Source organism: Shewanella sp. SR1 (assembly GCF_020447145.1).
In the GTDB taxonomy this organism is placed as follows: Bacteria; Pseudomonadota; Gammaproteobacteria; order Enterobacterales; family Shewanellaceae; genus Shewanella; species Shewanella baltica.
This window is the reverse complement of record NZ_JAJAEF010000005.1, coordinates 170,293-196,010: the sequence shown is the minus strand read 5'-3', so window position 1 is coordinate 196,010 and position 25,718 is coordinate 170,293. Positions and strand designations below refer to the sequence as shown.

20 protein-coding genes are annotated in these 25,718 nt (G+C 45.1%); 14 read left to right on the top strand and 6 right to left on the bottom strand.

The window, feature by feature from the left end; genetic code table 11:
* Positions 1 to 141 precede the first annotated feature (141 nt).
* The 3 genes from nagA (at position 142) to nagP (ending at position 4,212) form a co-directional block, all read left to right on the top strand.
* A complete protein-coding gene (gene nagA, locus KV201_RS06670) occupies positions 142 to 1,278 on the top strand; it encodes an N-acetylglucosamine-6-phosphate deacetylase (RefSeq protein ID WP_226058868.1) in 1,137 nt (378 codons plus the stop codon).
* A gap of 163 nt (positions 1,279 to 1,441) precedes the next feature.
* Positions 1,442 to 2,596, top strand: a complete 1,155-nt coding sequence (nagX, locus tag KV201_RS06665; protein ID WP_226058867.1) for a transmembrane glucosamine N-acetyltransferase NagX — start codon at positions 1,442 to 1,444, stop codon at positions 2,594 to 2,596.
* Positions 2,597 to 2,913: 317 nt separating this feature from the next.
* Entirely contained in the window at positions 2,914 to 4,212 is a 1,299-nt protein-coding gene (gene nagP / locus KV201_RS06660; RefSeq protein WP_012196774.1) for an N-acetylglucosamine MFS transporter NagP, read from the top strand.
* A gap of 102 nt (positions 4,213 to 4,314) precedes the next feature.
* Here nagP and KV201_RS06655 read toward each other — a convergent pair whose 3' ends face one another.
* The 4 genes from KV201_RS06655 to KV201_RS06640 form a co-directional block, all read right to left on the bottom strand.
* Positions 4,315 to 5,037: a TorF family putative porin gene (locus tag KV201_RS06655; protein ID WP_226058866.1), complete on the bottom strand. Its 723-nt coding sequence runs from the start codon at positions 5,035 to 5,037 to the stop codon at positions 4,315 to 4,317.
* A 183-nt stretch (positions 5,038 to 5,220) separates the two neighbouring features.
* Entirely contained in the window at positions 5,221 to 5,586 is a 366-nt protein-coding gene (locus KV201_RS06650; RefSeq protein WP_006080672.1) for a cupin domain-containing protein, read from the bottom strand.
* A gap of 30 nt (positions 5,587 to 5,616) precedes the next feature.
* Positions 5,617 to 7,107, bottom strand: coding sequence for a CoA-acylating methylmalonate-semialdehyde dehydrogenase (locus KV201_RS06645; protein WP_226058865.1), 1,491 nt, complete (start codon positions 7,105 to 7,107; stop codon positions 5,617 to 5,619).
* 69 nt (positions 7,108 to 7,176) lie between these two features.
* A complete protein-coding gene (locus tag KV201_RS06640; protein WP_012196777.1) occupies positions 7,177 to 8,541 on the bottom strand; it encodes an aspartate aminotransferase family protein in 1,365 nt (454 codons plus the stop codon).
* Positions 8,542 to 8,820: 279 nt separating this feature from the next.
* Here KV201_RS06640 and KV201_RS06635 point away from each other — a divergent pair, with 279 nt between their 5' ends.
* A complete protein-coding gene (locus tag KV201_RS06635) occupies positions 8,821 to 10,317 on the top strand; it encodes an aldehyde dehydrogenase (protein ID WP_071939240.1) in 1,497 nt (498 codons plus the stop codon).
* A gap of 371 nt (positions 10,318 to 10,688) precedes the next feature.
* Here the strand turns inward: KV201_RS06635 and KV201_RS06630 are convergent, their stop codons facing one another.
* Positions 10,689 to 11,414: a FadR/GntR family transcriptional regulator gene (locus KV201_RS06630; protein WP_226058864.1), complete on the bottom strand. Its 726-nt coding sequence runs from the start codon at positions 11,412 to 11,414 to the stop codon at positions 10,689 to 10,691.
* 276 nt (positions 11,415 to 11,690) lie between these two features.
* Here KV201_RS06630 and KV201_RS06625 point away from each other — a divergent pair, with 276 nt between their 5' ends.
* From KV201_RS06625 to KV201_RS06595, 7 genes are all read left to right on the top strand, one after another.
* A complete protein-coding gene (locus tag KV201_RS06625; RefSeq protein ID WP_107404027.1) occupies positions 11,691 to 12,929 on the top strand; it encodes an OprD family outer membrane porin in 1,239 nt (412 codons plus the stop codon).
* 150 nt (positions 12,930 to 13,079) lie between these two features.
* Positions 13,080 to 14,816: a tannase/feruloyl esterase family alpha/beta hydrolase gene (locus KV201_RS06620; protein ID WP_226058863.1), complete on the top strand. Its 1,737-nt coding sequence runs from the start codon at positions 13,080 to 13,082 to the stop codon at positions 14,814 to 14,816.
* 929 nt (positions 14,817 to 15,745) lie between these two features.
* A complete protein-coding gene (locus KV201_RS06615) occupies positions 15,746 to 17,416 on the top strand; it encodes an FAD-binding protein (protein ID WP_226058862.1) in 1,671 nt (556 codons plus the stop codon).
* A 68-nt stretch (positions 17,417 to 17,484) separates the two neighbouring features.
* Positions 17,485 to 17,829 carry a cytochrome c3 family protein gene (locus KV201_RS06610; protein WP_226058861.1) on the top strand — a complete coding sequence of 115 codons (345 nt, stop codon included), beginning with the start codon at positions 17,485 to 17,487 and terminating at the stop codon, positions 17,827 to 17,829.
* 439 nt (positions 17,830 to 18,268) lie between these two features.
* A complete protein-coding gene (locus KV201_RS06605; protein WP_226058860.1) occupies positions 18,269 to 18,682 on the top strand; it encodes a septal ring lytic transglycosylase RlpA family protein in 414 nt (137 codons plus the stop codon).
* 289 nt (positions 18,683 to 18,971) lie between these two features.
* The gene (locus KV201_RS06600) at positions 18,972 to 19,829 is read left to right on the top strand and encodes a sulfurtransferase (protein WP_226058859.1); all 858 of its coding nucleotides are present in this window, start codon (positions 18,972 to 18,974) and stop codon (positions 19,827 to 19,829) included.
* 98 nt (positions 19,830 to 19,927) lie between these two features.
* A complete protein-coding gene (locus KV201_RS06595) occupies positions 19,928 to 20,440 on the top strand; it encodes a DUF2937 family protein (protein WP_226058858.1) in 513 nt (170 codons plus the stop codon).
* A 244-nt stretch (positions 20,441 to 20,684) separates the two neighbouring features.
* On the opposite strand, the gene KV201_RS06590 is transcribed toward KV201_RS06595, so the two are convergent.
* Complete coding sequence (locus KV201_RS06590) at positions 20,685 to 21,992, bottom strand: FAD-binding oxidoreductase (RefSeq protein ID WP_006080692.1); 1,308 nt, start codon at positions 21,990 to 21,992, stop codon at positions 20,685 to 20,687.
* Positions 21,993 to 22,228: 236 nt separating this feature from the next.
* Between KV201_RS06590 and KV201_RS06585 the strand changes: the two genes are divergently transcribed.
* From KV201_RS06585 to KV201_RS06575, 3 genes are all read left to right on the top strand, one after another.
* Positions 22,229 to 22,777 (top strand): cupin domain-containing protein, encoded by a 549-nt coding sequence (locus KV201_RS06585; protein ID WP_006080693.1) that lies wholly within the window; start codon positions 22,229 to 22,231, stop codon positions 22,775 to 22,777.
* Between the two features lie 433 nt (positions 22,778 to 23,210).
* Positions 23,211 to 23,972, top strand: coding sequence for a gamma-glutamyl-gamma-aminobutyrate hydrolase family protein (locus KV201_RS06580; RefSeq protein ID WP_006085017.1), 762 nt, complete (start codon positions 23,211 to 23,213; stop codon positions 23,970 to 23,972).
* A 2-nt stretch (positions 23,973 to 23,974) separates the two neighbouring features.
* Entirely contained in the window at positions 23,975 to 25,330 is a 1,356-nt protein-coding gene (locus tag KV201_RS06575; protein WP_006080696.1) for a glutamine synthetase family protein, read from the top strand.
* Positions 25,331 to 25,718 lie beyond the last annotated feature (388 nt).

Sequence of the window (25,718 nt, the reverse complement as noted above, 5' to 3'; positions counted from 1 at the left end):
TTAGACTTAGTGGACTTTTAGCTGCACGATTAAGTCGCTGCACGATTAAACCTGTTCAGCTAAGCCCGTGCAGCTAAGCCCTCGCAGTTAACTTAATTTAAGACTTAAGTCACTCGTGTTATTTATTGAAAGAGGTTTGCGATGAAAATCACCTTGATCGCCGAGCGTATTTTTGATGGTGAATATTTCCATCAAGATGTGCCTGTTACTGTCGAAGACGGGCACATTCTGGCGTTTGATACGGTTGTTGGCGCGAAGGAAATCCGCCAAGCCGGAACGCTGGTGCCAGGTTTTATTGATGTGCAAGTGAACGGTGGCGGCGGGGCGTTATTCAATGCCGATCCGAGTGTTAATTGCATTGAAACTATCGGCCGTGCCCATGCGCGTTTTGGCACGACCGGATTTTTACCTACGCTTATTACCGACGATGTCAGTGTGATGGCCAATGCGGCCGATGCAGTGGCCGAGGCTTTAGTTAAGGGTAGCGCTGGCGTTTTAGGGGTGCATTTTGAAGGACCACATTTATCTGTGCCTAAAAAAGGTGTACATCCGCAGGGTTTTATTCGTGAAATAACCGATGCTGAACTCGCAGTATTTTGTCGTCAAAATCTGGGGATTAAAGTCGTCACGCTTGCGCCTGAGAATGTGTCGCCAGAGGTGATCCGTACGCTCGTTGCTTCGGGCGTTAAGGTGTGTTTGGGCCATTCTAATGCCGATTACGATACAGTGATTGCAGCATTAGCGGCAGGCGCGACGGGCTTTACCCACCTTTATAATGCGATGTCACCACTCGGTTCCCGTGAGCCGGGTATGGTTGGCGCGGCGATTGAGAGTGAAACCGCTTGGTGTGGTTTGATTGTCGATGGTCACCATGTGCACCCTGCGGCGGCAAAGGTTGCACTACGGGCAAAACCGAGGGGCAAGATGATGTTAGTCACCGATGCTATGCCGCCAGTTGGTATGGAGGATGAGACTAGCTTCGAGCTCTTTGGTACTCGAGTGTTAAGAGTCGGCGACAGATTAAATGCTGTGACAGGCGAGCTGGCGGGCTGTGTGCTCGATATGGCGACTGCGGTCAATAATACCGTGAACTTGTTGGGTTTACCTTTGGCGGAAGCCTTGAGAATGGCGGCGTTATATCCCGCACAGTTCCTCGGGATTGACCATAAGGCTGGCCGTTTAGCACTGGGACACAGGGCTGACTTTGTCTTGCTCGATGTGCAGAACAAAGTGCAGGCAAACTACATTGCGGGACAAGCAGTTTATACACACCCTTAAATTGCATTTACATTTGCAGTTTAGGTGATTTTTAACATCTGGCCCTTGTCGTATTTTGATGACAGGGGCTAAGTTTTTTTATTGTACAGCACTAATTTTAAACAGTATTAGTTTTGCTCAACTTTTATAAAAGCTTTTAATAACAATAATAAAGGATGATGGCATGGGGACGACACAGACAAATGCAATTGCGCCAGTAAAGGTGAATAAACCTAGGTTGATGTCGCTGGATGCACTGCGCGGCTTCGATATGTTTTGGATTTTGGGCGGTGAGGCTCTGTTTGGTGGCTTGCTTATTCTAACGGGCTGGGCAGGTTGGCAATGGGGCGATGAACAGATGCACCATAGCCAATGGCATGGTTTTCACTTCTACGATTTGATTTTTCCTCTGTTTATTTTCCTCTCTGGTGTGGCCTTAGGTTTATCTCCCAAACGTTTAGATAAATTACCCATGAGTGAGCGATTACCTGTGTATCGTCACGGGATTAAACGACTCTTTTTATTGCTGTTACTGGGCATTTTATACAACCACGGTTGGGGAGCGGGCGCACCTGCCGATCCTGAAAAAATTCGCTATGCCAGTGTGTTAGGTCGAATCGCCTTTGCATGGTTCTTTGCCGCATTATTGGTGTGGCACACGAGTCTACGAACTCAAATTATCGTCGCCTTGGGTATTTTGCTCGGTTATGGCGCAATCCAACTTTGGTTGCCTTTCCCCGGTGGACAGGCAGGCGTGCTCTCGCCAACGGAATCCATCAATGCCTATGTCGATTCGATTTTATTACCCGGCGTGAGCTATCAGGGACGCACGCCCGATCCAGAGGGGTTACTGTCGACTATTCCCGCCATCGTCAATGCGTTAGCGGGTGTGTTTGTCGGCCACTTTATTGTTAAATCCCATCCTAAAGGAGAGTGGGCCAAAGTGGGGTTGCTCGCCGCTACGGGTGGCGTTTGCTTAGCCTTAGGTTGGCTGTTAGATCTTGTTATTCCGGTCAATAAAGAGCTGTGGACCAGTTCATTTGTGCTGGTGACGTCGGGCTGGAACATGATACTGCTGGCGGTATTCTATGCCTTAGTCGATGTGCTTAAGTGGCAAAAATCCGCATTTTTCTTCGTGGTGATAGGCACGAACGCCATCATTATTTACTTAGCGTCGAGCTTAGTGGATTGGAAATATATCGCTCAAAGCGTGTTTGGCGGCTTAGTGCTGGCCTTGCCTGAAAGCGCTCAAGCGTTAGCTGCGGTTATCAGCTTGCTTGCGGTGCAGTGGCTGGTTTTATATTGGATGTATCGCCGCAATATTTTTGTCAGAATTTAGTCAGTTGGCTTAATAGCTTGAGATCAGCCGCACGCACTCAGTGTCTGCGGCTTTTTTTACATTATTTTATGGATGTGAGTTACAACTTAGCTATCGGCCAATTGATGATTACGAGGGAATATTCGCGAGAATTTATTAAATGACAGCGTTGTCTTTTTGTGTTATTTGTTTTAACATCACTGAAACAATGGTGCGTTTGGATGATAACATTAGCCATTGCGGACGAGTCGCGATACGGATATTCGGGAACTTAGGCATTAATTTAAACCCCGTTATCACCTCAATAATTAATTACTATAAGAAGCAGGTTTATGGAAATGACACTCGATAAAAGCCAGCAAAAAAGCAGCTTTCTCCCCATGGCCATAGTGGCCGCTCTCTTTTTCATCCTCGGATTCGCCACTTGGTTGAATGGTTCTTTGATGCCGTATTTGAAACAAATATTGCAACTCAATCCCTTTCAAGCGTCGTTGATCCTGTTTTCTTTCTATATCGCAGTGACCTTTACAGCCTTGCCATCCGCCTGGCTTATTCGCAAAGTCGGTTATAAGAATGGTATGGCGATCGGCATGGGCGTGATGATGCTGGCGGGTTTACTGTTTATCCCCGCCGCGGAAACCCAAATATTTGCCTTGTTCCTATTGGCCCAATTAGTGATGGGTACAGGCCAAACCTTATTACAAACTGCGGTTAACCCTTATGTGGTGCGTTTAGGCCCTGAAGAATCCGCCGCTGCCCGAGTGAGCGTGATGGGCATTTTGAACAAAGGTGCGGGTGTGATTGCGCCTGTGGTGTTCTCTGCACTGATTTTAGACAGCTTTAAAGACCGTATCGGTACTGAGCTGACTCAAATTCAAATTGATGAAATGGCTGACGGTTTAGTATTGCCGTACTTAGGCATGGCGATTTTTATCGGCATTTTGGCGTTAGCGGTGAAGAAGTCGCCATTACCAGAATTATCCAATGAAGATGAAGCCGTTGAAAATACCGACAAAGGGCAACTTAAAGCGGCGCTGTCTCACCCTAACTTAGCTTTTGGCGTGTTGGCGCTGTTTTTTTATGTGGCGGTGGAAGTGATCGCCGGTGACACTATCGGCACTTTTGCGTTATCACTCGGGGTTGAACATTACGGGGTGATGACCTCCTATACCATGGTGTGTATGGTGCTAGGTTACACGCTTGGTATCCTGTTAATTCCTCGCTTTATTTCACAGCATAAGGCTTTGATGGTGTCGGCCATTTTAGGTTTATTACTGACATGCGGTATTTTGTTCGGCGACAATAACTCCTACGCTATCGCGAATGTTGTGTTAGTGCCTTTTGGTGGTGTCGCGCTACCTGACACCCTGTTGATGATTGCCTTCCTTGGTTTAGCCAATGCGATCGTTTGGCCTGCAGTATGGCCGCTAGCCTTGTCTGGTATGGGCAAATTGACCAGTACAGGTTCAGCGCTCCTCATCATGGGGATTGCTGGTGGCGCCTTTGGTCCTGTGTCTTGGGGCTTAATGAGCTCGGCGACAGATATGGGCATGCAGGGCGGTTATATTGTGATGTTGCCCTGTTATCTGTTCATCCTGTTCTACGCGGTGAAAGGCCATAAGATGCGTAGTTGGTAGACAAGTCAGCTTGAATAGCTAAAAAGAAGCCCTCGATGATGAGGGCTTTTGTGTGTCTTAGTTTATCTAAGCGGTTCTTCCGAACTTTATACTAAGGCCAAATTAGAACGCGTAACTTACGCTAGCAAGCACGGTATCTGAGGTTTTAAATGCGCCATCAGAGACCTTTTGGTCGCCGCTAAGATCTGTGCCTAACCAAGCGAGAGAAAGCCCAAAGCCTGACAGTTCAGTCGATACGCCAACAGAGTAATCTGAGTAGCTATCAAAGCCTTCACCGTCATCCAATGCATCACCAACGTTGTAACCATAGTGCAGATCGAGACTCCAGTTCTCAACAAATTCATAGGAATAGTTAAGCTCAGCATAGTGATAGTCTAAATCACTACCGCCGTAGTCATTGGTGAACCAGTAAGCGGCACGAAAGCCTTTATAATCCATGCCAGCTGTGACTTCAAAATAGCCAATGTCACTTTCGCCTGAGTAGTTATAACGGTTAAGGGTAATGTCGTAGGTCAGATCTTCGTTGATCTCACCGCCATAGGCGACATAGAAATCGTATTCGATTGCAGGGCCGTTATAACCTGGCTCATCAAAATCCACGTTACTTGCCCAAGCACCGACAGAGAAACCCGAGTCGAAGCTCCAATCGATACCGCCTTGCAGGGCAGGATCGCCAGCGGTTTGTGAAACGCCGCGGAAACGATAGTCGTTAGTGAGACTAATTTCCCCTGTTACTTCGGCGGCGGCCATGCCGGAGAATAGGGTCGTGGTTAGCGCGAGTCCGACAAGCTGTACCAGCCGTTTTTTATTCAGATTGTTATACACGGTATTTCTCCCATTTTCTTTGTTGACTCGGACGTGTTACTGGCGGCCATGATTGTGCAATCGCGCCAGTGCATCCGTTGGTTTGCCAAACAACAGCCTAGGAAAACCCGTTGCTGTGACCTCATGGCGAGTTATTGCTAAGATAACTTAGCTTTTTTGAGGCTAGCATCAGCCTCGTTGATCTCACTTTTGTTCGAAAATGACGTAAACCTTGCGGCAGGGTTCCACAACTTCCCAAGTGCCTTGAAAACCCGCGGGTATAATAAACCTGTCACCCACAGTGAACGTCTGCGATTGACCTTGAAGATCAGTGATAACACTTATCCCTTCGAGGATTTCGCAGTACTCGTATTCAGTGTAGTTTATTTTCCAAGCGCCTGATTCACTTTGCCAAATTCCACTGTGAAATTGATCACAAGGACTAGAATAATGATTCTCTAGCCCTTGAGTTGGATTGCCTGCTAACAACTTTTCCGCCGGTAACTGATAGGTCTCGACGGGTGTTTGCGCCGTAGCAAAGCGAATAATGGCGTTGATGCTCACAGTCATTTGCGATTTCCTTGTAGAGCTGACATTCGGCTATTTCATCGTAGGCATTACAAACTCGGCTTGAGTCTGTTTACCTACGGGCCAGCGGGCAGTAATTGCCTTACGTTTGGTATAAAAACGCACGCCATCTGGACCATGCATATGCAGCGGCCCAAAGAGTGATCGCTTCCAACCGCCAAAACTGTGGAACGCCATTGGTACCGGGATCGGCACGTTCACCCCAACCATACCGACTTGCACGTGGTGGCAGAAATGTCTTGCCGCTTCACCACTTTGGGTGAAAATCGCCGTGCCATTGCCAAATTCATGTTGGTTAATCAGCTCAAGCGCCGTTGGGTAATCTTTCACGCGCACAATCGCCAGCACTGGGCCAAAGATTTCTTCGCGGTAGATGCTCATTTCAGGCGTGACGTGGTCGAACAAACAGGCGCCGAGGAAATAGCCCTGTGGATTTTCTTCAACACTCAGTTTACGACCATCGACCAGCAGCGCTGCGCCTTCTTGCACACCGGCTTCAACATATTGGGTGACCTTGGCAAGGTGCTGTTTTGAGATCAGCGGACCCATTTCCATCTCTGGCGTCAAGCCGTTGCCGACTTTTAAGCTTTGGATTTGCGGTAGCAGTTTTTCCACTAACGCATCGCCCACATCACCTACCGCGAGCACGACTGAAATCGCCATACAACGCTCGCCAGCACTGCCGTAAGCGGCGCCCATTAAGGCGCTAACGGCTTGATCTAAATCCGCATCTGGCATGAGTAACATATGGTTTTTCGCGCCGCCTAAGGCTTGCACGCGTTTGCCATGTTTAGAGGCTGTGCTGTAGATGTATTCGGCAATTGGCGTTGAGCCTACAAAGCTCACCGCTTGCACATCTTTATGGGTGAGTAAGGTATCGACGGCTTCTTTGTCGCCGTTAATAACGTTAAACACGCCATCGGGAAGACCTGCTTCTTTAAGCAGCTCAGCAATACGCATCACCGAGCTTGGGTCTTTTTCTGAGGGTTTCATAATAAAGGTGTTACCGCAGGCAATCGCGATTGGGAACATCCACATGGGAACCATCACGGGGAAGTTAAAGGGCGCTATGCCTGCGACAACACCTAAAGCTTGATTAACTGACCAAGAATCGACCCCGCCACCGACTTGCTGGGTGTGTTCACCTTTAAGCAAGTGCGGAATACCACAGGCAAACTCGACCACTTCGAGACCACGGATCAACTCGCCCTTAGCATCGTCGATCACTTTGCCGTGCTCGCGGGTGATAAGCTGCGCCATTTCATCTAGGTTCCGCTCAACTAAAGCTTTGAATTTAAATAGCACTCGAGCGCGGTTGAGTGGTGTCACCTGCGACCATGTTTCAAAGGCGGTTTTAGCGATTGCGATGGCTTCACCGACTTCAGTTTCGCTTGCCAGTGAGACCTGGCCACGTAGTTCACCCGTGGCGGGTTCAAAAATATCTTGGGTTCTGGTACTGGCAGGAGTGTGCTGACCATTAACAAAGTGAGTGATCTTGAGCATAGTTAACCTTTGATGTTCCCCGCCGCAGCGGGGTGTTAAATGTGAGAGTGGAGCAAACAACTGGCGCTATTATCCAACGGCGTTAATGGCATCGCTTAGGCTATTAACCATTTGGTCTATCTCGCGTTTATCGACAATCAGTGGTGGTGACATAGCAATAATGTCGCCCGTGGCTCGCACTAAAGTGCCGTGGCGGAAGCAGTGTTCAAACACGCCGTAACCCCGTTTACCGGCGCCTTGAGCGTTAGGGGAGAATTGAATCCCAGCGACTAGCCCAGTGTTACGAATATCAATCACATTCGGCAATCCTTTGAGGCTGTGCACGGCGTCTTCAAAGTAGCGCTCAAGCTCAAAGCTGCGCTCGAATAATTGCTCATTCTCATAAATCGAAAGGGTGGCAAGCGCCGCCGCTGCAGCGACTGGATGACCGGAATAGGTGTAGCCGTGGAAGAACTCAATCAGTTCATTAGGGCCTTGCATGCAAGTGTCGTGGATAAAATCTTGCACAAACACTGCACCCATTGGGATAGCACCGTTATTGATGGCTTTAGCCGTGGTGATAATGTCTGGAATAACACCCCAACGCTGACTCGCGAAGGCGGCGCCAACGCGGCCAAAAGCGGTGATGACTTCGTCAAAAATCAGTAGGATGCCATGCTTTTTAGTGATTTCACGCAGACGTTTTAAGTAACCTTGTGGCGGCAATATCACCCCTGCAGAACCCGACATTGGTTCAACGATCACGGCGGCAATATTCTCGGCGCCATGCAGGGTCACTAGTTGTTCTAATACCTCGGCTTTTTCTGCGCCAAAGTGCGAGAGTCCACGGGTAAATGCCGCATTTTGGATATCTAAGGTGTGCGGTAAGTGATCGACGCCTTGCAGTAATTGGCCGCTAAATGCCTTGCGATTATTGCTTAACCCTCCCACAGAGATGCCACCAAAGCCGACACCGTGGTAACCCATTTCGCGCCCGATAAAGCGAGTGCGTGAGGCTTGACCGTTGGCTCTGTGATAGCAAAGTGCCATCTTAAGTGCTGTATCGACTGACTCAGAACCTGAGTTAGTAAAGAAGACTTTGTTTAATCCTTCAGGACTTAGCTCGACTAAGCGCTCGGCAAGTTCAAAGGCGATAGGGTGACCCATTTGGAAGGAGGGCGCGTAATCCATCTCTTTAATTTGTTTGCTGACCGCTTCGCTGATTTCTTTGCGACCATGGCCTGCGTTACAACACCATAAACCGGCGGTAGCATCTAATACCTTATTGCCATCAATATCCGTGTAATACATGCCTTCCGCTTTGGTGAGTAACCGCGGGTTGGCTTTGAATTGGCGGTTGGCGGTAAAAGGCATCCAGAAATGTTCAAGTGAGGGATGCTCAGTTGAAGATTGATGTGAAGCATCACTTGAGGAATTGAGCGGCAAATCGGCCATAGTGTCTACCTTGTCCTGTATTTTCAGGTCTTGTTTTAGGGTGGCTAATATTTGCTATGCTATGTTAGAAATAATGAACATGGAAGAGCTGTGTGCAGTTATTTGTGGCAAAAAAGCTATTTTTGTAAAAAATATTGAATTTTATTGCTCAAACAGCGTAATCTGAAGCTCGGATTACGACTGTGATGATGTGTAGCATTTGCGCTAATGTCGTCACTGGTCACTATTTCTTGTCGATGAACGATAAACCACACCTATGCGAACTATTAAGAGGTCATCATGAGCACACCGAAGAAACGCAGCGAATGGGAAAGTCTTGCTGCCAGCCTGTCTATTAATGGGAAGGCGTTTATCAATGGCGAATACCAAGATGCCGTTTCGGGTAACACCTTTGATTGTATTAGCCCTATCGATGGCCGCTTGCTGGTAAAAGTGGCGAGTTGCGATCTTGCGGATGCCAATCTTGCGGTTGCCAATGGCCGCAGCGTATTCGATTCCGGTGTTTGGTCGCAGCAGTCTCCAGTAAAGCGCAAACAAGTGATGATACGTTTCGCCGAATTACTCGAAGAAAATGCCAATGAACTCGCATTGTTAGAAACCCTCGACATGGGTAAACCCATTCGTTTCTCTAAAGCGGTGGATGTGGCGGGCGCCGCCCGTGCGATTCGCTGGTCTGGCGAAGCGATTGATAAAATTTACGATGAACTCGCACCAACCGCTCACAATGAAATAGGCATGATCACCCGTGAACCAGTCGGTGTTGTCGCTGCGATTGTGCCGTGGAACTTCCCTATGCTGATGGCGTGTTGGAAGCTCGGGCCTGCACTTGCAACGGGTAACAGTGTGGTATTAAAACCCTCTGAAAAGTCACCCTTAACGGCTATCCGTATGGCGCAACTCGCCATTGAAGCCGGGATCCCACAAGGCGTATTAAACGTGTTGCCAGGATTTGGCCATACCGTAGGTAAAGCCTTAGCCCTGCATATGGATGTGGATACGTTGGTGTTTACGGGGTCCACCAAAATCGCAAAACAATTAATGATTTACGCTGGCGAGTCGAACATGAAACGCGTGTGGTTAGAGGCCGGAGGCAAGAGCCCTAATATCGTCTTTAATGATGCGCCAGATCTGAAAGCCGCTGCCGTTGCTGCAGCCGAAGCCATTGCTTTTAACCAAGGTGAAGTCTGCACTGCAGGTTCACGTTTGCTGGTGGAATCAGGGGTGAAAGATGAGCTTATCGCGCTTATTGCAGAGGAGCTAGCCTCGTGGCATCCGGGTCATCCACTCGACCCTGCGACTGTGAGCGGCGCCGTTGTTGATAAACAACAGTTAGACACAGTACTCAGTTACATCAAATCAGGTAAAGATGAAGGCGCGACCTTAGTCCACGGTGGCAGCCAAGTTATGGCCGATACGGGCGGTGTGTATGTGCAGCCAACGGTATTTTCTAACGTAAACAATCAGATGAAAATTGCCAGTGAAGAGATCTTTGGCCCAGTGTTATCTGTTATTGAATTTAATGGCATGGAAGAAGCGATATCAATCGCCAACGATACTATTTACGGTTTAGCCGCTGGCGTGTGGACATCGAATATTAGCAAGGCCCATAAAACCGCCAAAGCCCTGCGCGCTGGCATGGTGTGGATCAACCATTACGATGGCGGCGATATGACAGCGCCGTTCGGTGGCTATAAACAGTCAGGTAATGGCCGAGATAAATCTCTGCACTCCTTCGACAAATACACAGAACTGAAAGCGACTTGGATCGTGCTATAAGCGTTCTGTTTTTATAACCGCTCTTTTTTGTCTATATAAAAGAAGGAGCCACTTTCGCTCAATACTAAAACCTCTTTTCATATTACATGGAAAGAGGTTTTTATTTTTAGGGCGGTTTTGCCTAAATGCGAGTTAAGTGCCAGAACGTGCGTACTTAGCCTTAAAATACGTATGTCGAAATGAGGGCAAAATGCATAGGAGAATGTTCAGTTTTGTACTAAAAGGATTGTTGGTAGAGATTTAAGTTGTTGATTGAGTTTATTTAATCAATATTGTGGACGCACAACAACAGTACTTTAATTGGCATTAAAGTACTGTTGTGTTTGAAATATTTATGAGTCTAATTAGAGCGATGAAGATTTAAAGATTTTCTATAAATTACGCTGTTTATCTAAGTATTTACACTCAATTTCTCGAAGGCGTATATTAAAATCTTCTAAGTGCGCAAACATCTCTGCTTCAGCTTTATCTTCATCATTGGCGATCACAGCGTCAATAATCACACCATGTAACCCTAGTGGATGGATTTCATCTGTTGGTGGTTCAAATTTAATCGTCTGATTACGTAATAAAATCAATAATGATTTAACGATTGCCTCGAGAAAACGGTTGCCTGCCATTTCAGCTAATAAATAATGCACCTCTGAACGTAAGGCGACGGTATCTGGATAAGCGTATGAATCATTTTCATGACTATTGGCCTCAATTAGCGCTAAAGCTTGCTCCGGTGTGCAATTTCGGGCGGCCATTCTCGCTACTTGTGGCTCAATCAGCATACGTGCCTGACATAACTCTGGTAGTGAAAGTTTACCCATCATAAACAAGTCATTGCAGGCATCACTTAATCGCTCAAAGGTTAAGTGTTTAACAAATGCGCCACCCGTTGCTCCTTGGCGAATTTCGACTAATCCACCCGCTTCAATGCTCTTGATTGCTTCTCTGACGACAGTGCGACTCACTTGGAATAGCTCAATCAATTCACGCTCGGAAGGCAGTTTATCACCCGCTCTATATTCGCCACCTAAAATAGCATTTTTCAGTTGCTGCCCAACCTCACTCGATGCTTTTATCTGCTTAATTGGCTTGAAGATATGCAATTTATTATCCCGAATAAACTTAGTGATGCCATCCTACCATAAAACCGTATTAACGCAGAAAAAGTAGTCTCGCTTTTCCTATATTAGCGATTAAAAAACATTCATGTTTGTTGATCTAAGTAACATCTGTGCTAATTCCGTAACTCGTTTCTCATATTCATCCTAACTTCGTTGTGCATAATTGTTATACGTCATACATTTCACCTAAGAATGTTAATAAATTCTAACTAACCCAGACAATTCAGATCAGGGTTAACTAATAAAAGGAAGAAGATGATGTTGAAAAGATCTTACTTATCTTTGCTCGTGTTATCCGCGCTAGCAATTCCAGCCGTAGCCGATACCAGCATTGACCAAATGTTTAGCCAAGGCACTCTGAAAGGTGAGTTGCGTTTATTCGACTTTACCCGTGATTTTGACGACACCACTAATACCAAACACGACACTTCGTTTGGTGGACTGTTTTATTACAATACTGCAAAAGTGAACGGTATTAGCTTTGGTACTAGTTTCGCTACTGCCAATCCAATTTGGACCAATGACTCTGATGATGTATATGGTCTGGTTGCCCGTGATGCTAACGGTAATCATGATAGCGTTAACCGTTTACAAGAATATTTTGTACAAGGTGATTGGTGGGACACTAAGTTCAAACTTGGTGCTCAAGAACTGCGTACGCCTATGATGAATCCCCATGATATTCGTGCTATTCCTCGAACTTTCCGCGGTTTTTCTGCGGAGAACAAGAGTATTGATAATCTCACTCTTTCTGCTCTCTATATTACCGACTCCATGGGGTGGTCGGATAACAGTTTTGTATCCGTAAAAGAAGCGGTGCAAAGTGAATTAGCAAGAGCAGGTGTAATTGCGGATGTGGCGGATAACCCTGTTTATGCTTTAGGTGCCAAGTATCAGTTACCCTTTGAAACGGTTAAAACAGTCGTCAATCTTTGGCATTACAGCATGGAAGATGTTTTTAATCAGACTTACGCCAAAGTGAATTTATCGACTCAGTTAGGTGCAACAAATGTGTACTTAACGCCCTCATATCTGACTCAACAATCAATGGGCGAAGAAAGCGGTGGTTCACTCGATACCTATCAATATGGGTTTCATTTGGGGGCAAAATTTGCGGGTGCAGACTTAACTTACATCTATGCTAAAACTGGCGATGATACCGTACTCACTCCTTGGGGGGATGAAAAAGTGGTTATTCAGCAAGTCAATCAATCTGCACGAGCCAATGAAGAAGTTAACGCTTTAAAAGTAGCCTATGACTTTGGAAAAATAGGTGTCAATGGATTAGAAGCTTACGCCTTTTATGGTCAGTATGATGTGCCAGAGGGCAATGCAAAGGATTTCGCTGAAACCAACTTTTCAATCACATATAAGTTTGATGGGGCCTTGTCAGGTTTGGGACTTAGAGCCCGTTATGCGCTCGTTGATATTGACCAAGGTGAAGACTTTGATGATCTCCGTTTATATGTCACCTATAAGTTTGTCTTAGGCAAATAGTTCTTCTCATTTCATCAGTGCCTCCCTGCACTAAATTTAATACGGGTGTATCAAGGCTTGTTTGTCTACACCCGATTTTTTATACCGTAAATTAAAAGGTAAAAAATAAAATTTGCGGTAGATACTTCAGCCTAAATATTGAGATAAAGAATGAAAAACTTAAATTTTTTACTTATTTCTACGGCATTTGTTTCGTGTGTTCTACTCTGTTCGTGTGGAGATAATGATTCAAACAATACATCAAATCCACAGCTGACGCCTGCTACACCCGGTACTCTAAAAACTTGTGATGAAATAACCTCGCAATACAGCTTTAAAAATACAACCATAACTGGCTCGAAAATCATCGCAGCTGGTGATGTTGAGTATAGCTCGACAGAAACTTATCATGCTCCAGAACACTGTTTAGTTACAGGCTATATGAATGAAAGGATAGGCGCAGGCATTGCTGGTGATACTCGGTATGCTATCGGTTTTGAAATGCGATTACCGACGAATTGGAACGGACGATTCTATTACCAAGCCAATGGAGGTCTTGATGGTTCTGTAGCCAAAGCGGTTGGTCGATTACTATTTTCCGGTGGTTCAGATTCAGCTGCACTTAATGAAGGATTTGCGGTAATAAGTTCCGATATGGGGCACCCAAGTCCAACCCCGCTATTTGGTCTTGATCCTCAAGCTCGGCTAGATTATGGCTATAATGCTGTTGCTGATTTAACGCCGATGGCAAAAAACATCATAGAAAAGGCATATGGAAAACAACCTGATAGATCATATTTCGCAGGTTGTTCGAACGGAGGGCGACATACCATGGTTGCTGCTGCCCGTTATGCTGATATGTACGACGGTTTTTTGGTGGGTAATCCTGGTTTCAACCTACCTAAAGCAGCTGTAGCTCAAATGTACGGTATTCAGGAATATTCAAAGCTAGTTGAGTTTGATGGTGCAGATATTTTAACTACATTGCAAACTGCAATTACACCTGAAGAATTCTCACTAGTCTCTAAGAAAGTGCTTGAGCAGTGTGATGTATTAGATGGCACCAGTGACGGCATGATTGCAAATACATATGCTTGTCAAAAGGCATTTGATCTCGAGCGTGACGTTCCAACATGTTCAAACGGTCGGGATAATACCTGCTTAACCGCGAAGCAAAAACAGGTATTAGGCAATATCATGTCGGGTCCCCATAACAGCCAAACGGGTGAGGCCATTTATGCTGACTTTCCATATGATGCAGGTATAGGATCTTCAGGTTGGTCTGAATGGGAATATTTCATGGCGTTGAATCGAGATCCTGGCGCAGTAGGTTTCATTTTTAGTACGCCACCAACGCCATTTAATGGTGAAAGTGAACTGTCGAGTTTGGAGTATGTGCAATCATTTAGCATGGATAATGACGTGCAAAGAATTTATGGCACTGATTCAATTTACTCTGAATCCGCTATTGATTTTATGACACCTCCCCATCCAACGGATCTTTCTGTTCTTAAAAGTCGTGGTGCTAAAATGATGGTATTCCACGGAACATCTGATCCAGTGTTTTCGGTAAATGACACTGTTAACTGGTATAATGGATTAACAAATGCGAATGCAGGAAATGCTGAAACTTTTGCGCGCTTATTCTTAATACCAGGAATGAATCATTGCGGTAAAGGTCCAACTACTGATAAATTTAACATGATTGATGCGCTCGTCGACTGGGTTGAAAAAGGCGTTGAACCTAAAAATATTACTGCGGCTGTTCGTGCTGACAATACTGAGTTACCCAGTAATTGGTCAAAAGAGCGAACTAGGACCTTATGTCCATATCCTAAGTTCGCAAAATATAATGGTACTGGCAGTATCGAAGACGCGGCGAGTTTTTCATGTGTTTCGCCAGAATAGATATTTAGGCACTATTCATAAAATTGTTACTAATTAATAAATGGTCGTGGCCAACAACATTTTGCCACGACCTTAAAAGCTTACCAACCTCTACCTCGGGTTTGTTTTTATGGAATCCTGTAATGATGTAATTTGTCACATTATTTTTAATGTTGGTAAAGTTATTATTCGTAATATCCTTCTACTATTTCGTTATTAATTATTGAAAAATTACTCCATAGGCGCATTATTCTATTGAATGCTGTCGCGACCTATCTACTTTTATTGCAGGTGATTTTCACCTGATTTGAGTGTTTTAGACTGATTTGATAACAGTTTGGTTTGAATGGAGTTGGTTTATCAAGTGATTCAGAATTTATATTTAAAGCTTTTTATATTAGCTCAATATTCAGTGGAAATAGCAAAGCTAACTTTTTCTCGAGAATAAGCCTAACTTAGCCGCGAAACAGACCAGTATTATCCACCAAAGTGTAAGTTATATCACTACTCCATATTAAGTTAGGTTCAACTGTATCAACTTTTCGTTCAAGTGAATTAGGGATAACGGGTTACTTATTTACTGATAGTTCATTCATCTTGTTAGCTAAATTAGTTATGAGTGAATTCACAACCTTTATTATTAAATAGCAACATTTACTTGTCGCTACACACTTTAATTAGCTTGTTTTCAAAAAGAGTAAGTCACGTAGTACAGCTCAAAATTAAATAATTTTGTGAAGCACTGCAAAGATGCTAGTAATAACGCTTTTGGTTTATGGTCATATGTCATACATTTAAACATGTTATCTATGAGGTGCGTTTAATCACTTTCTAAAAATTACGTTTCTAGTTTCTAAAGCAAGTAAATCATAAGCGGTTATGGCCAGATCCAGTGTCGTTGTTAACGGTGTCATATCGACCTTAACAATGAGGACCAAAGGAGTATAAAAATGAATAAAGACAATTCACAGAAACCGAAAGAAGTTGACCAATATACGGCTAATGTCCTTCAAAATGGGATATCACGAAGAAGCTTCCTTACACGAGCAGCAGTAGGTACTGGTGGTTTAGCCTTTGTGGGACTGGCAGGTACTGCTAGCGCTGTGGCATCGGAAGCAAACCAAGAATATGCCAACATTGCTGATGCTACGCTTGGCTTTATGCCAAAACCAAAGGTTATTGCCGAGAAAGATATTGCCTCAACGCAAACTTTTGATGTGATTGTCGTTGGTGCGGGGGCTTCTGGTGTGCCAGCTGCGCTCTCAGCTGCAGAAAATGGCGCTAAAGTGGCTGTTCTTCAGAAACAAGCCATTGTAGTTGCTCAGGGCAATACAGGTTCTGGTATTGACTTAAAAACAACGCCTAAAGCCTCTGTTGAAGCCATGGTATCTCGTTTGATGAGTGATAGTGCTCACCGTTGTCACCCTGAGCTTCTAAGAAGCTGGGCCTATAATTCTGGTGAAGCCATATCTTGGGTGATCGACCGCGCTAAGCAAGGTGGTGCCCAAGTCGTAGACCAAGGTACTAAGCCACAACATGGCATTCATGGGGTTAGCGAATTTCCACTCAACTTTGTTACATCATTTTTTGGACCTAAGCCATACACGGCGGGTGATGGTATGCGCGATCTCGCCAAAACGGCAGAGAAAGCAGGCGTTAAGTTCTTTTTCAATATGCCAGCGCAACAATTGATCCAAGATGAATCAGGTAAAGTTATCGGTGTTATAGCGCAATCTCGTGATGGCAAATACCACAAGTACATGGCAAAGAAAGGTGTGATCTTATCGACTGGTGATTACCAGAACAATAAAGCGATGAGTGACTATTTCATCCCAGACATAAAGAACTTTGAGCGTAAGCAAATGGACCGTACTGGTGATGGCTTTGCGATGGCTTTCTGGGCAGGCGGTGTTATAGAGCCAATAGGCCACACTAAGATGCTGCACGATTTTGATGCGGGTCCCGCTTCAATGTGCGACATGCCATTCCTAGCAGTTAATCGCCAGGGCGAGCGCTTTGTTAATGAGACAGTTGAAATGTCTCTCATGAATAACTATTTGCGTGATGAGCAAAATGCGGGTCATTACTCACAAGTATTCGATTCTGATTACATGACTCAGGCTGCGAATTGGCCAGGACATTTATATTCTCCAGAAGAATTAAAAGTCTATATGCCTGATGACCCAACGCCAAAGAAAGGCGTGTTTCCATCTCTAACGAATACGCATGTAGCAGATACGCTGGAAGAGCTTGCAGTGAAACTGGAATGCGATCCAAAAACATTTGTAGCCAATGTTAAGCGTTACAACGAGTTATGTAAAACTGGTCAAGATGACGATTTTGGTAAACGTTCTGACAGAATGGTTCCCGTTCTTAAAGCACCGTTCTACGGTATCCATCGTCGTATGCGAGTATCGGCTATTTGTTCTGGGATGCTAGTTAATAAGGATCACCAAGCGCTTGATGCTGATGGTAAGCCAATTGAAGGCTTATACGTCATCGGTAATCTTGGCGGCGGCTTTTATGGTGGCGTCGATTATCCATTGACTGTATTTGGTTTGTCTTTAGGTCGTTGTTATACCTTTGGTTACTTAACTGGCAAGCATGTTGCCAAATTATAAACCACAGACTTATTAATCTAGATGTCTGAGGTTTAGGCATCATTCCAAATGAATAACGGAATAAAACAATGAAGAACTTAACAATCATACTTTTACTTGTATTGAGTGTCTTCGCAGGCAGTGCGCTAGCAAAAGACAATACCTTATTAGATCAAACTCACGCTGCAGCAGGACTTAAATGTAAGAGCTGTCATGGTGTGGAAGAGCGCCAAGCAGTGCCAATGGACAAATGTGTCCAGTGCCATAACACTAAAAAACTAGCGGCAAAAACTGAAAATGTAAAACCAACTAATCCCCATAAAAATCGTCACTTTGATACAGAGACTACTTGCAGCAAGTGTCATAATGTACATAAAGAGTCAGTGAATTATTGTGGTAGTTGTCATCAAAAATTTGATTTTGTGGTTCCGTAAGCTAGTTACGTATCCCATCAATATATAAAGAAAAAACCACTTTCAAAGGTGGTTTTTTTATTGGATAGAATAATTTTTCTCATACTTAAATTATTTCAGCAGGTGTAATTGAGTTTAGTCATATGTCGGCGGTGAAACGTACTTTGCTCAATACCATATATATTCTCGTTAGAACGACTTGCGTAAGAGTTAATCCTCTAACAGGTCTAAGCCCACATGGCTTCCACATTTCAGCTTTAAATCGGCTTTGTTCACCTGCTAGTACGTGATTTTAGCGTGCAACTGCTGTAGCCTCGTGGAAATTTATTGTTTCTTGTTCTGAACTTTTAGGATGCAAGCTTAGAGCTTTGCCATCTAAGGTTGTTGGTTATTTTCCCCGTGACTTTTGCTGAGCCTATCGCTCGTCAGCAAAGCGTTCACTCATTAGAGAGGGTGCCATGTGAATGCACTTCAAAACCTAATTAGGCCGTTCAATTTCGTCAAACTAGCTGTGCTGGCATTGTTAAGTTTTTTGGCCGGCTGTTCTTCAATGCAGACTGGTGAAAATGGTAACTGGGTGGGATTCACTGAAGCTGGTCAGGCTTCCTTTTATGGGGATAAACATCAAAATAAGCAGACGGCTAGTGGTGAACTTTACAAACATAAATTAAAGACGGCAGCGCATAAAAAGTTACCCTTTGGTTCGAGCGTTAAGGTCACCAATGTTGATAATGGCAAAAGTGTGATTGTAAAAATCAATGATAGAGGGCCTTTCGTGCGTGGCCGCATTATAGATTTGTCTAAATCGGCGTTCAGCAGCATAGGCAACACTTCCTCTGGTTTGATTGACGTGAAAATTGAAGTGATTAAGTAGCGGCTATTTCGAAAGCAGCTGTCTAGAAAAGAACTGTTGCGAAAAGGGCTATCTCGAACACGGCCATATCGAAAAGATCGTTTTGAAAGCAGCATCATTAAAAATGAGCAGTTTAAAGCACTCTCTTCAAAATATGGCTTCGCCGCAATTTAATGATTGAGTGCATAAAATCGAGTCGACGCTTTTAAATAAAATCCCAAAGCAGACAATTTGTTAAGCCGATATTTGGGCTTTACGGCATTTGGTGAGAGACTAGCGGCAGACTTGGATAACAGTAAAAGGACCCGCTATGGAATACCCACTTGTTAGTACGCAGTGGCTCGAAGCACACCTCACCGATCCCCATTTAGTCTTGCTCGATGCCAGTATGGAAACCGTTATTGGTAAAGAACCCCTAGTTTACGATGAGCCTATTTGCATTCCGCGCTCACGTCGATTCGACTTGGAAAATGTGTTTTGCGATAAAACTTCAACTCAAATCCATGCCTTGCCGACGTTTGAGCAATTCAGCCAAGGGATAGCGCAACTTGGGATTGAAGCCGACAGTGTTATCGTTATCTATGATAACCAAGGCATTTATTCAGCCCCACGGGCGTGGTGGACCTTTAAAGTCATGGGTTTTAATCGAGTCTATGTACTCGATGGTGGCTTGCCTCAGTGGATTGAAGAAGACCGCATCACCTCATCGCGTTATCAAGCTGAAGGCGTCGATTACGGCCCGACGGATATCGATACTTTGGCGGGTGCGCTGCAATACCACCCCGAGCGGGTGATGGATGCCGAGGCCGTGTTATCACGTATTGAAGATGCCGATACGGCGATTGTCGATGCCCGTGGTGCGCCACGCTTTTTAGGCCAAGTGAGTGAGCCGCGCCCCAGTGTGCGCTCAGGACATATTCCTCGCTCGGTTAACTTACCCTTCTCTCAAGTGCTCGATGGCAATAAAATCAAAACGACCAGTGAGTTACAGGCTATTTATCAAGGGCTAGCAGCGGACAAGTCCGCACGGATATTCAGCTGTGGTTCTGGGGTTACGGCGTGTATTTTGATATTGGCTTCGGTTGCAGCAGGTCATACACATCCCATCCTCTATGATGGTTCGTGGGCGGATTGGGGCAGTCGTACCGATTTGCCAATTGAGTGCTAATTGGGTAGTTATTGATTGAGTCAGTACAGTTTTGAGCATTATGTCATTGCGGTGTCGTAACCCCTGCGTCATTTGGCTAGATCACCAAGGAGGATCCCTTGATTGGCAGATTGATTGATAAGTTGGTTTTTGGATTGATTCTTGTGATTGCCTTGCAGTTGCCGCAACTTGCTGATCATTATCAGCAATTTCTCGCTGGACTCTATGCATCGACCCAATGGCAGGTAGAAGGCTACGAGGCAACGGCTAGGGAATATCATTATGCCGATGCTGAGGCAATGATTGCCCGTCACCAGCAAAATGAGGAGCCAAGCGTGCGTGCCGACGCCGAGCAAAAGGTGCAGACAATCGCGCTTTATAAAGAGTTAACACAAGGCTTGGCGATGTTTAACACGGGCAATTTGTTTGAGAAAACTGCCTATATGTTTAACCCCGTTCGCTTTGATTATCTGGAGAAGACCGTCAGTAACTTTAAGCCTGGAATACCTTTAACCACCAGTGGGATTGGCTTTGGGGTTGTGGTGGCGTTAGTCGTGCATTATCTCGGTTCTATCCCTTTTATCCTGTGGGCAAGGCGTAGAAAGCGGCAGAGATTAGCGAGAGCAAATTAGCTTTTAAAAAGCCGTTATGGTTTTCAGACCGAGGTTATCTCTTAGGCGAGGCTTAGCGTTGTTGCAGCCTTAATAGTAAAGAATGACTTGCAGTTGAATGACTCGTATCTAAATGACGAGTGGTTAAATGGCTTGTGCTTATAACAATGATGCCCATCGGATTGTTTATCCGATGGGCATCATACGTTATGGCTTAAAACCAGCCCTTAAAATCTGTTCTTTAAAAAGTGCTTTAAATAAGCTTTTAAAACAAGTCTTTAAATCTGTGATACAGCATGCCAGCCGCGAGCATAGGCGAGCGAAACGTCGGGCCGCCGGGGAAGGTCATGTGTTTGATTTTTGCGAACACATCGAAATGTCCCGCCTGTTGGCAAATAGCCTCGGCCAGTAGTTTTGCCGCCATATGAGTGGCATTCACCCCATGTCCTGCATAGGCTTGGGCGTAGAAAATATTATTGGCATCGGGCAGGCGACCAATTTGTGGCATACGGTTCGCGCCAATACCTATCATGCCGCCCCATTCATAATCGATACGCACGCCTTTTAACTGCGGAAATACCTTCTCCAGATTCGGTCTCAGTGCTGCTTCAATATCTCTGGGGTCTTTACCTGAGTAAGTACAAAGGCCACCAAACAGCAGTCGACGATCTGCGGATAAGTGAAAGTAATCTAAGGCAATTCGCATATCGGCGAAGGCCATATTCTGCGGGATAATGCTAGCGCATTGGGCCTCAGTTAAGGGCTCGGTCGCCAATAAATAACTGCCGGCGGGTAATACTTTACCCCCAACAAAACTGTTAAGTTTGTGGCCAATATAGGCATTGCCAGCCAGTACTAAGTATTGGCAAGTGACTTCGCCCTTGGCGGTCATAACCTTAGGTTTAGCGCCTTGAATGATTTTTTCGGCGGCGCTGTATTCAAACAACTGCGCGCCCAGATTACGGGCGACGCGTGCCTCACCCAGAGCAAGGTTCAGCGGGTGTAAATGGCCGCTGCCCATATCAACCAGCGCACCTTGATAAAAATCTGAGCCTATGACTTCTCCTAATTGTGGCTTAGTTAACAGCTTGATTTCTTGCTGATAACCCATGGCCTTGAGTGCGCTAAATTCTTCTTCAAGCTCATCCATGTGACGAGGTTTAACTGCTAAGTCGCAATAACCCATTTGCAGATCGCAGTCGATACTGTGTTCTTGTATGCGATTTCGCACAATTTCGACGGCTTCAAAGCCCATCTGTTGAATTGCTTGAACACCTTCAGTGCCGATTTCACTGTGAAATTGCGAGGGGTCATGGCCTATGCCACGAATGAGTTCGCCGCCGTTTCGGCCCGATGCGCCCCAGCCAATTCGTTTGGCTTCTAATAGGACGACACTCATGCCGCGCTGTGCGAGTTCTATGGCGGTATTGATACCGCTAAAGCCGCCGCCCACTATGCAGACATCAGCACTGATATTGCCTTCGAGTTGTGGGTGCGCGTAAATTTCTTTAGCAGTATCAACATAATAAGAGTGTGGGTACTGTTCGCTGTGCACTGGAGGTTTGCTTGCCATTATGGCTCCAAAAAATTGTTTTTATTGTAAATTGGACTTGTCTCAGTATACTCATCACACTTTTAACATGACGCAAAAAAGTGTTCGTTTTATTTAACACGCTTTTTATGTAGAATACAATGAAAGCAGTAAAACACGCGCTTTTTGGGCGAAAATGCGTTCTGGATGGTGTTTATCCTGAACAACCTGTTCGTCATCTATCGGGGTTGACCCGAGCCTTCAGGGGGATGTGAAATTTGGATATTGGAGCCAGCCTCAAAACTGTTCGAAAAATGAAAGGCTTATCTCAACGAGAATTGGCCAAACGTGCTGGTGTGACTAACAGTACGATTTCAATGATCGAGAAAAACAGTGTTAGCCCGTCAGTCAGCTCTCTAAAAAAAGTGCTGTCGGGTATCCCGATGTCTTTAGTGGATTTTTTCTCCATTGAAGCCTCTGCGGATAGTGAGCAAAAGGTCGTCTATCGATCCAATGAATTACTGGATATCGGCACTGGACCACTTGAATTTAAACTGATCGGCCGTGATTATCCGAATCGCGCTATGTCAGTGATGAGTGAAATTTATCCGCCCGGTTCAGATACGGGTGAAGAAATGCTGAAGCACGAAGGTGAAGAGGCTGCGATGGTGATCGAAGGTAAATTCGAACTCACTGTGGGTGATGAAGTGTATATTTTGGAAGCGGGTGACAGTTACTACTTTAATAGTGAAGTGCCCCATAGATTCCGCAATCCCTTTGATGAACCTTGCCGTCTGGTGAGTGCGACTACGCCTGCGAACTTCTAGTTAAGTCATCAACTTACCCTATTATTCAACATATTAGGCCACTTATTCACTAGAAGTGAGTGGCGTAATACTGTTATTCAACACAACTGCGTATTTACCTCCTTTCTAATCCTGTCATATTTGTTATATATCCTCTTCTTTGTGTAAATAATATTGGTTCAAATTTAGCGCGAATACGGTTTAATTTACGCTGCTAAAAGCGAGAATTTTGCCAGCTGAAGCACTATTTTATTCACATGAAATAACATTAAATAACCAAAATATAGGTTTAACTACATGTTATTTATGCTTATTAAACACAAGTGGATGAAATAATCTTTAACAAGTGCTTAACCTCTTGCCTAGTGTGAAATTTCGGTGTACTGTGTGAAAAAATGAACATTTAAAGACAAAGTGTTCGTTATGCTAGTAAAACGAATTCTAAAGGTGAGATATGTCAGCCGATTTGCCCCTCATAGGTGTTATTGCTTGTAATCAACAACTGGGTTCACATCCCTTTAATATTGTTGGTGAAAAATACCTTTTAGGTGTAGTTAATGGCGCGAAAGGCTGGCCGTTAGTGATCCCATCGTTAGGCGGCGATTTACCGATAGACGCGATTTTAGAACGTCTTGACGGTATTTTGTTTACTGGCTCTCCTTCTAATGTAGAACCCCATCTTTATGCAGGCCAACCGAGCGAGCTTGGTACACACCATGATCCTAAACGTGATGCGACGACTTTGCCGCTGATCCACGCTGCTATTGCTGCTGGGGTACCTGTATTAGGTATTTGTCGCGGTTTTCAAGAAATGAATGTGGCCTTTGGTGGCAGTTTGCACCAGAAGTTATATGAGGTGGGTGGCTTTATTGAACATAGAGAAGATAAAACCGCATCCTTAGATGTGCAATATGGGGCTTCTCACAGTATTACTGTTGAGCCCGGGGGGCTTATTTACGAGGCCTGGGGCCGTAACTCTGCAGAGGTCAACTCTGTGCATACTCAAGGCGTGGAGCGTCTGGGTGTTGGGTTGCGGCCAGAAGCTTATGCTCCAGATGGGTTAGTGGAGGCTTTCTCCGTAATAGGTACTAAAGAATTTGCCCTCGGTGTGCAATGGCATCCAGAGTGGAAGGTGAGCGAAAATCCGTTTTACCTCTCCCTTTTCAATGCCTTCGGTGATGCATGCCGGCGCAGGGCTACAACTCGAGTGAAATAATAATGAATAAGCTAATCGCTTTTTTAAAAGAACGAAAAATCACAGAAGTCGAATGTGTTATCAGTGACATGACTGGCATCGCCCGCGGCAAGATTGCACCAGTCGATAAGTTTCTCGATGAAAAAGGCATGCGTTTGCCCGAAAGCGTGCTGTTACAAACCGTCACCGGCGATTTTGTGAATGAAGATGTTTACTACAGCTTGCTCGATGCTGCCGACATCGATTTTGTCTGTGTACCTGATGAAAACGCTGTTTTTATGTTGCCTTGGACCATAGAAGCCACGGCACAGGTGATCCACGATTGCTACGACAGAATGGGTAATCCGATTGAGCTGTCACCACGTAACGTATTGAAAAAAGTCTTGTCTCTCTATGACGAACAGGGCTGGGAACCGGTTATCGCTCCTGAAATGGAGTTCTATTTGACCCGTCGTAGTGACGACCACGATTTACCCCTAAAGCCACCAATTGGCCGTTCAGGTCGACCCGAAGCGGGCCGCCAGTCTTTCTCTATCGATGCTGCCAACGAATACGATCCTATGTTTGAAGACATGTACGATTGGTGTGAGCTTCAAGGTTTAGATATCGATACCTTAATCCATGAAGATGGCCCAGCGCAGATGGAGATTAACTTCAGCCACGGCAATCCATTGTCCCTTGCTGATCAAGTTTTTATCTTTAAACGCACCTTGCGCGAAGCGGCACTGAAGCACGATGTTTGCGCTACCTTTATGGCCAAACCTGTGACTGACGAACCTGGCAGTGCAATGCACATTCACCAAAGTGTGATCAACAAAGAGACGGGCAAAAATATTTTCACCAATGAAGATGGCACTAAGAGCCAGTTATTCTTGGGGTATATTGCCGGTCTGCAAAAATTCATCCCTGAGTTGCTGCCGCTGATGGCGCCCAATGCTAACTCTTTCCGTCGTTTCCTACCCGGCACTTCAGCGCCAGTGAACTTAGAGTGGGGCGATGAAAACCGCACCTGTGGATTACGTATTCCAGAGTCTTCGCCACAAAACCGTCGTATCGAAAACCGTATTCCCGGCGCCGATGCTAACTGTTATTTGGCAATTGCCGCGAGCTTATTGTGTGGTTATATCGGCATGGTTGAGCAGCTAAAACCTTCGACGCCAGTGCAAGGTAAAGCCAACGAAAGTCGCAGCAACAATACCCATTGTTTACCGCTGACCTTAGAAGAAGCGTTAGCGGCGATGGAAGAAAGTGATGCCTGTAAGCAGTATTTAGGTGAAGCCTTCACCACAGGTTTTGTGGCGGTGAAACAGGCCGAACTTGAAAACTTCCGCCGTGTGGTCAGCTCATGGGAACGTGAATTCCTATTGCTCACAGTGTAATGTTTTTGTATTGAGTGTACTGACAGTGTCGCCGCGTTAACCCAAGGAAAACAGAGGTTAACATCGGTAATCACAAGACTGAGCTTTGCACTGTTTTAGTGAGATTGCACCCAACCGGTGCAACTCACTTGTTAAATAATCTGATGGTTTTTAATGGCTTGTTGATTAAAGTGATTATTCAATTCAGATGCGTGTCCGCTAGAGAAGTGAAATATGCCTAACTGTTTTAAGTCGCTCGTTTGATAGAGTCGCTAACTAATTGTTAGTCATATTTAAAATGTGTTTTATCTTAGTGGTTTTTGCGATTACTTAGGGACTTGAGGCATTTGCCTTAATGTTGCAATATGTACAAGCAGTGTCATATCTAGTCTAATTTTTTGAGTGTTAA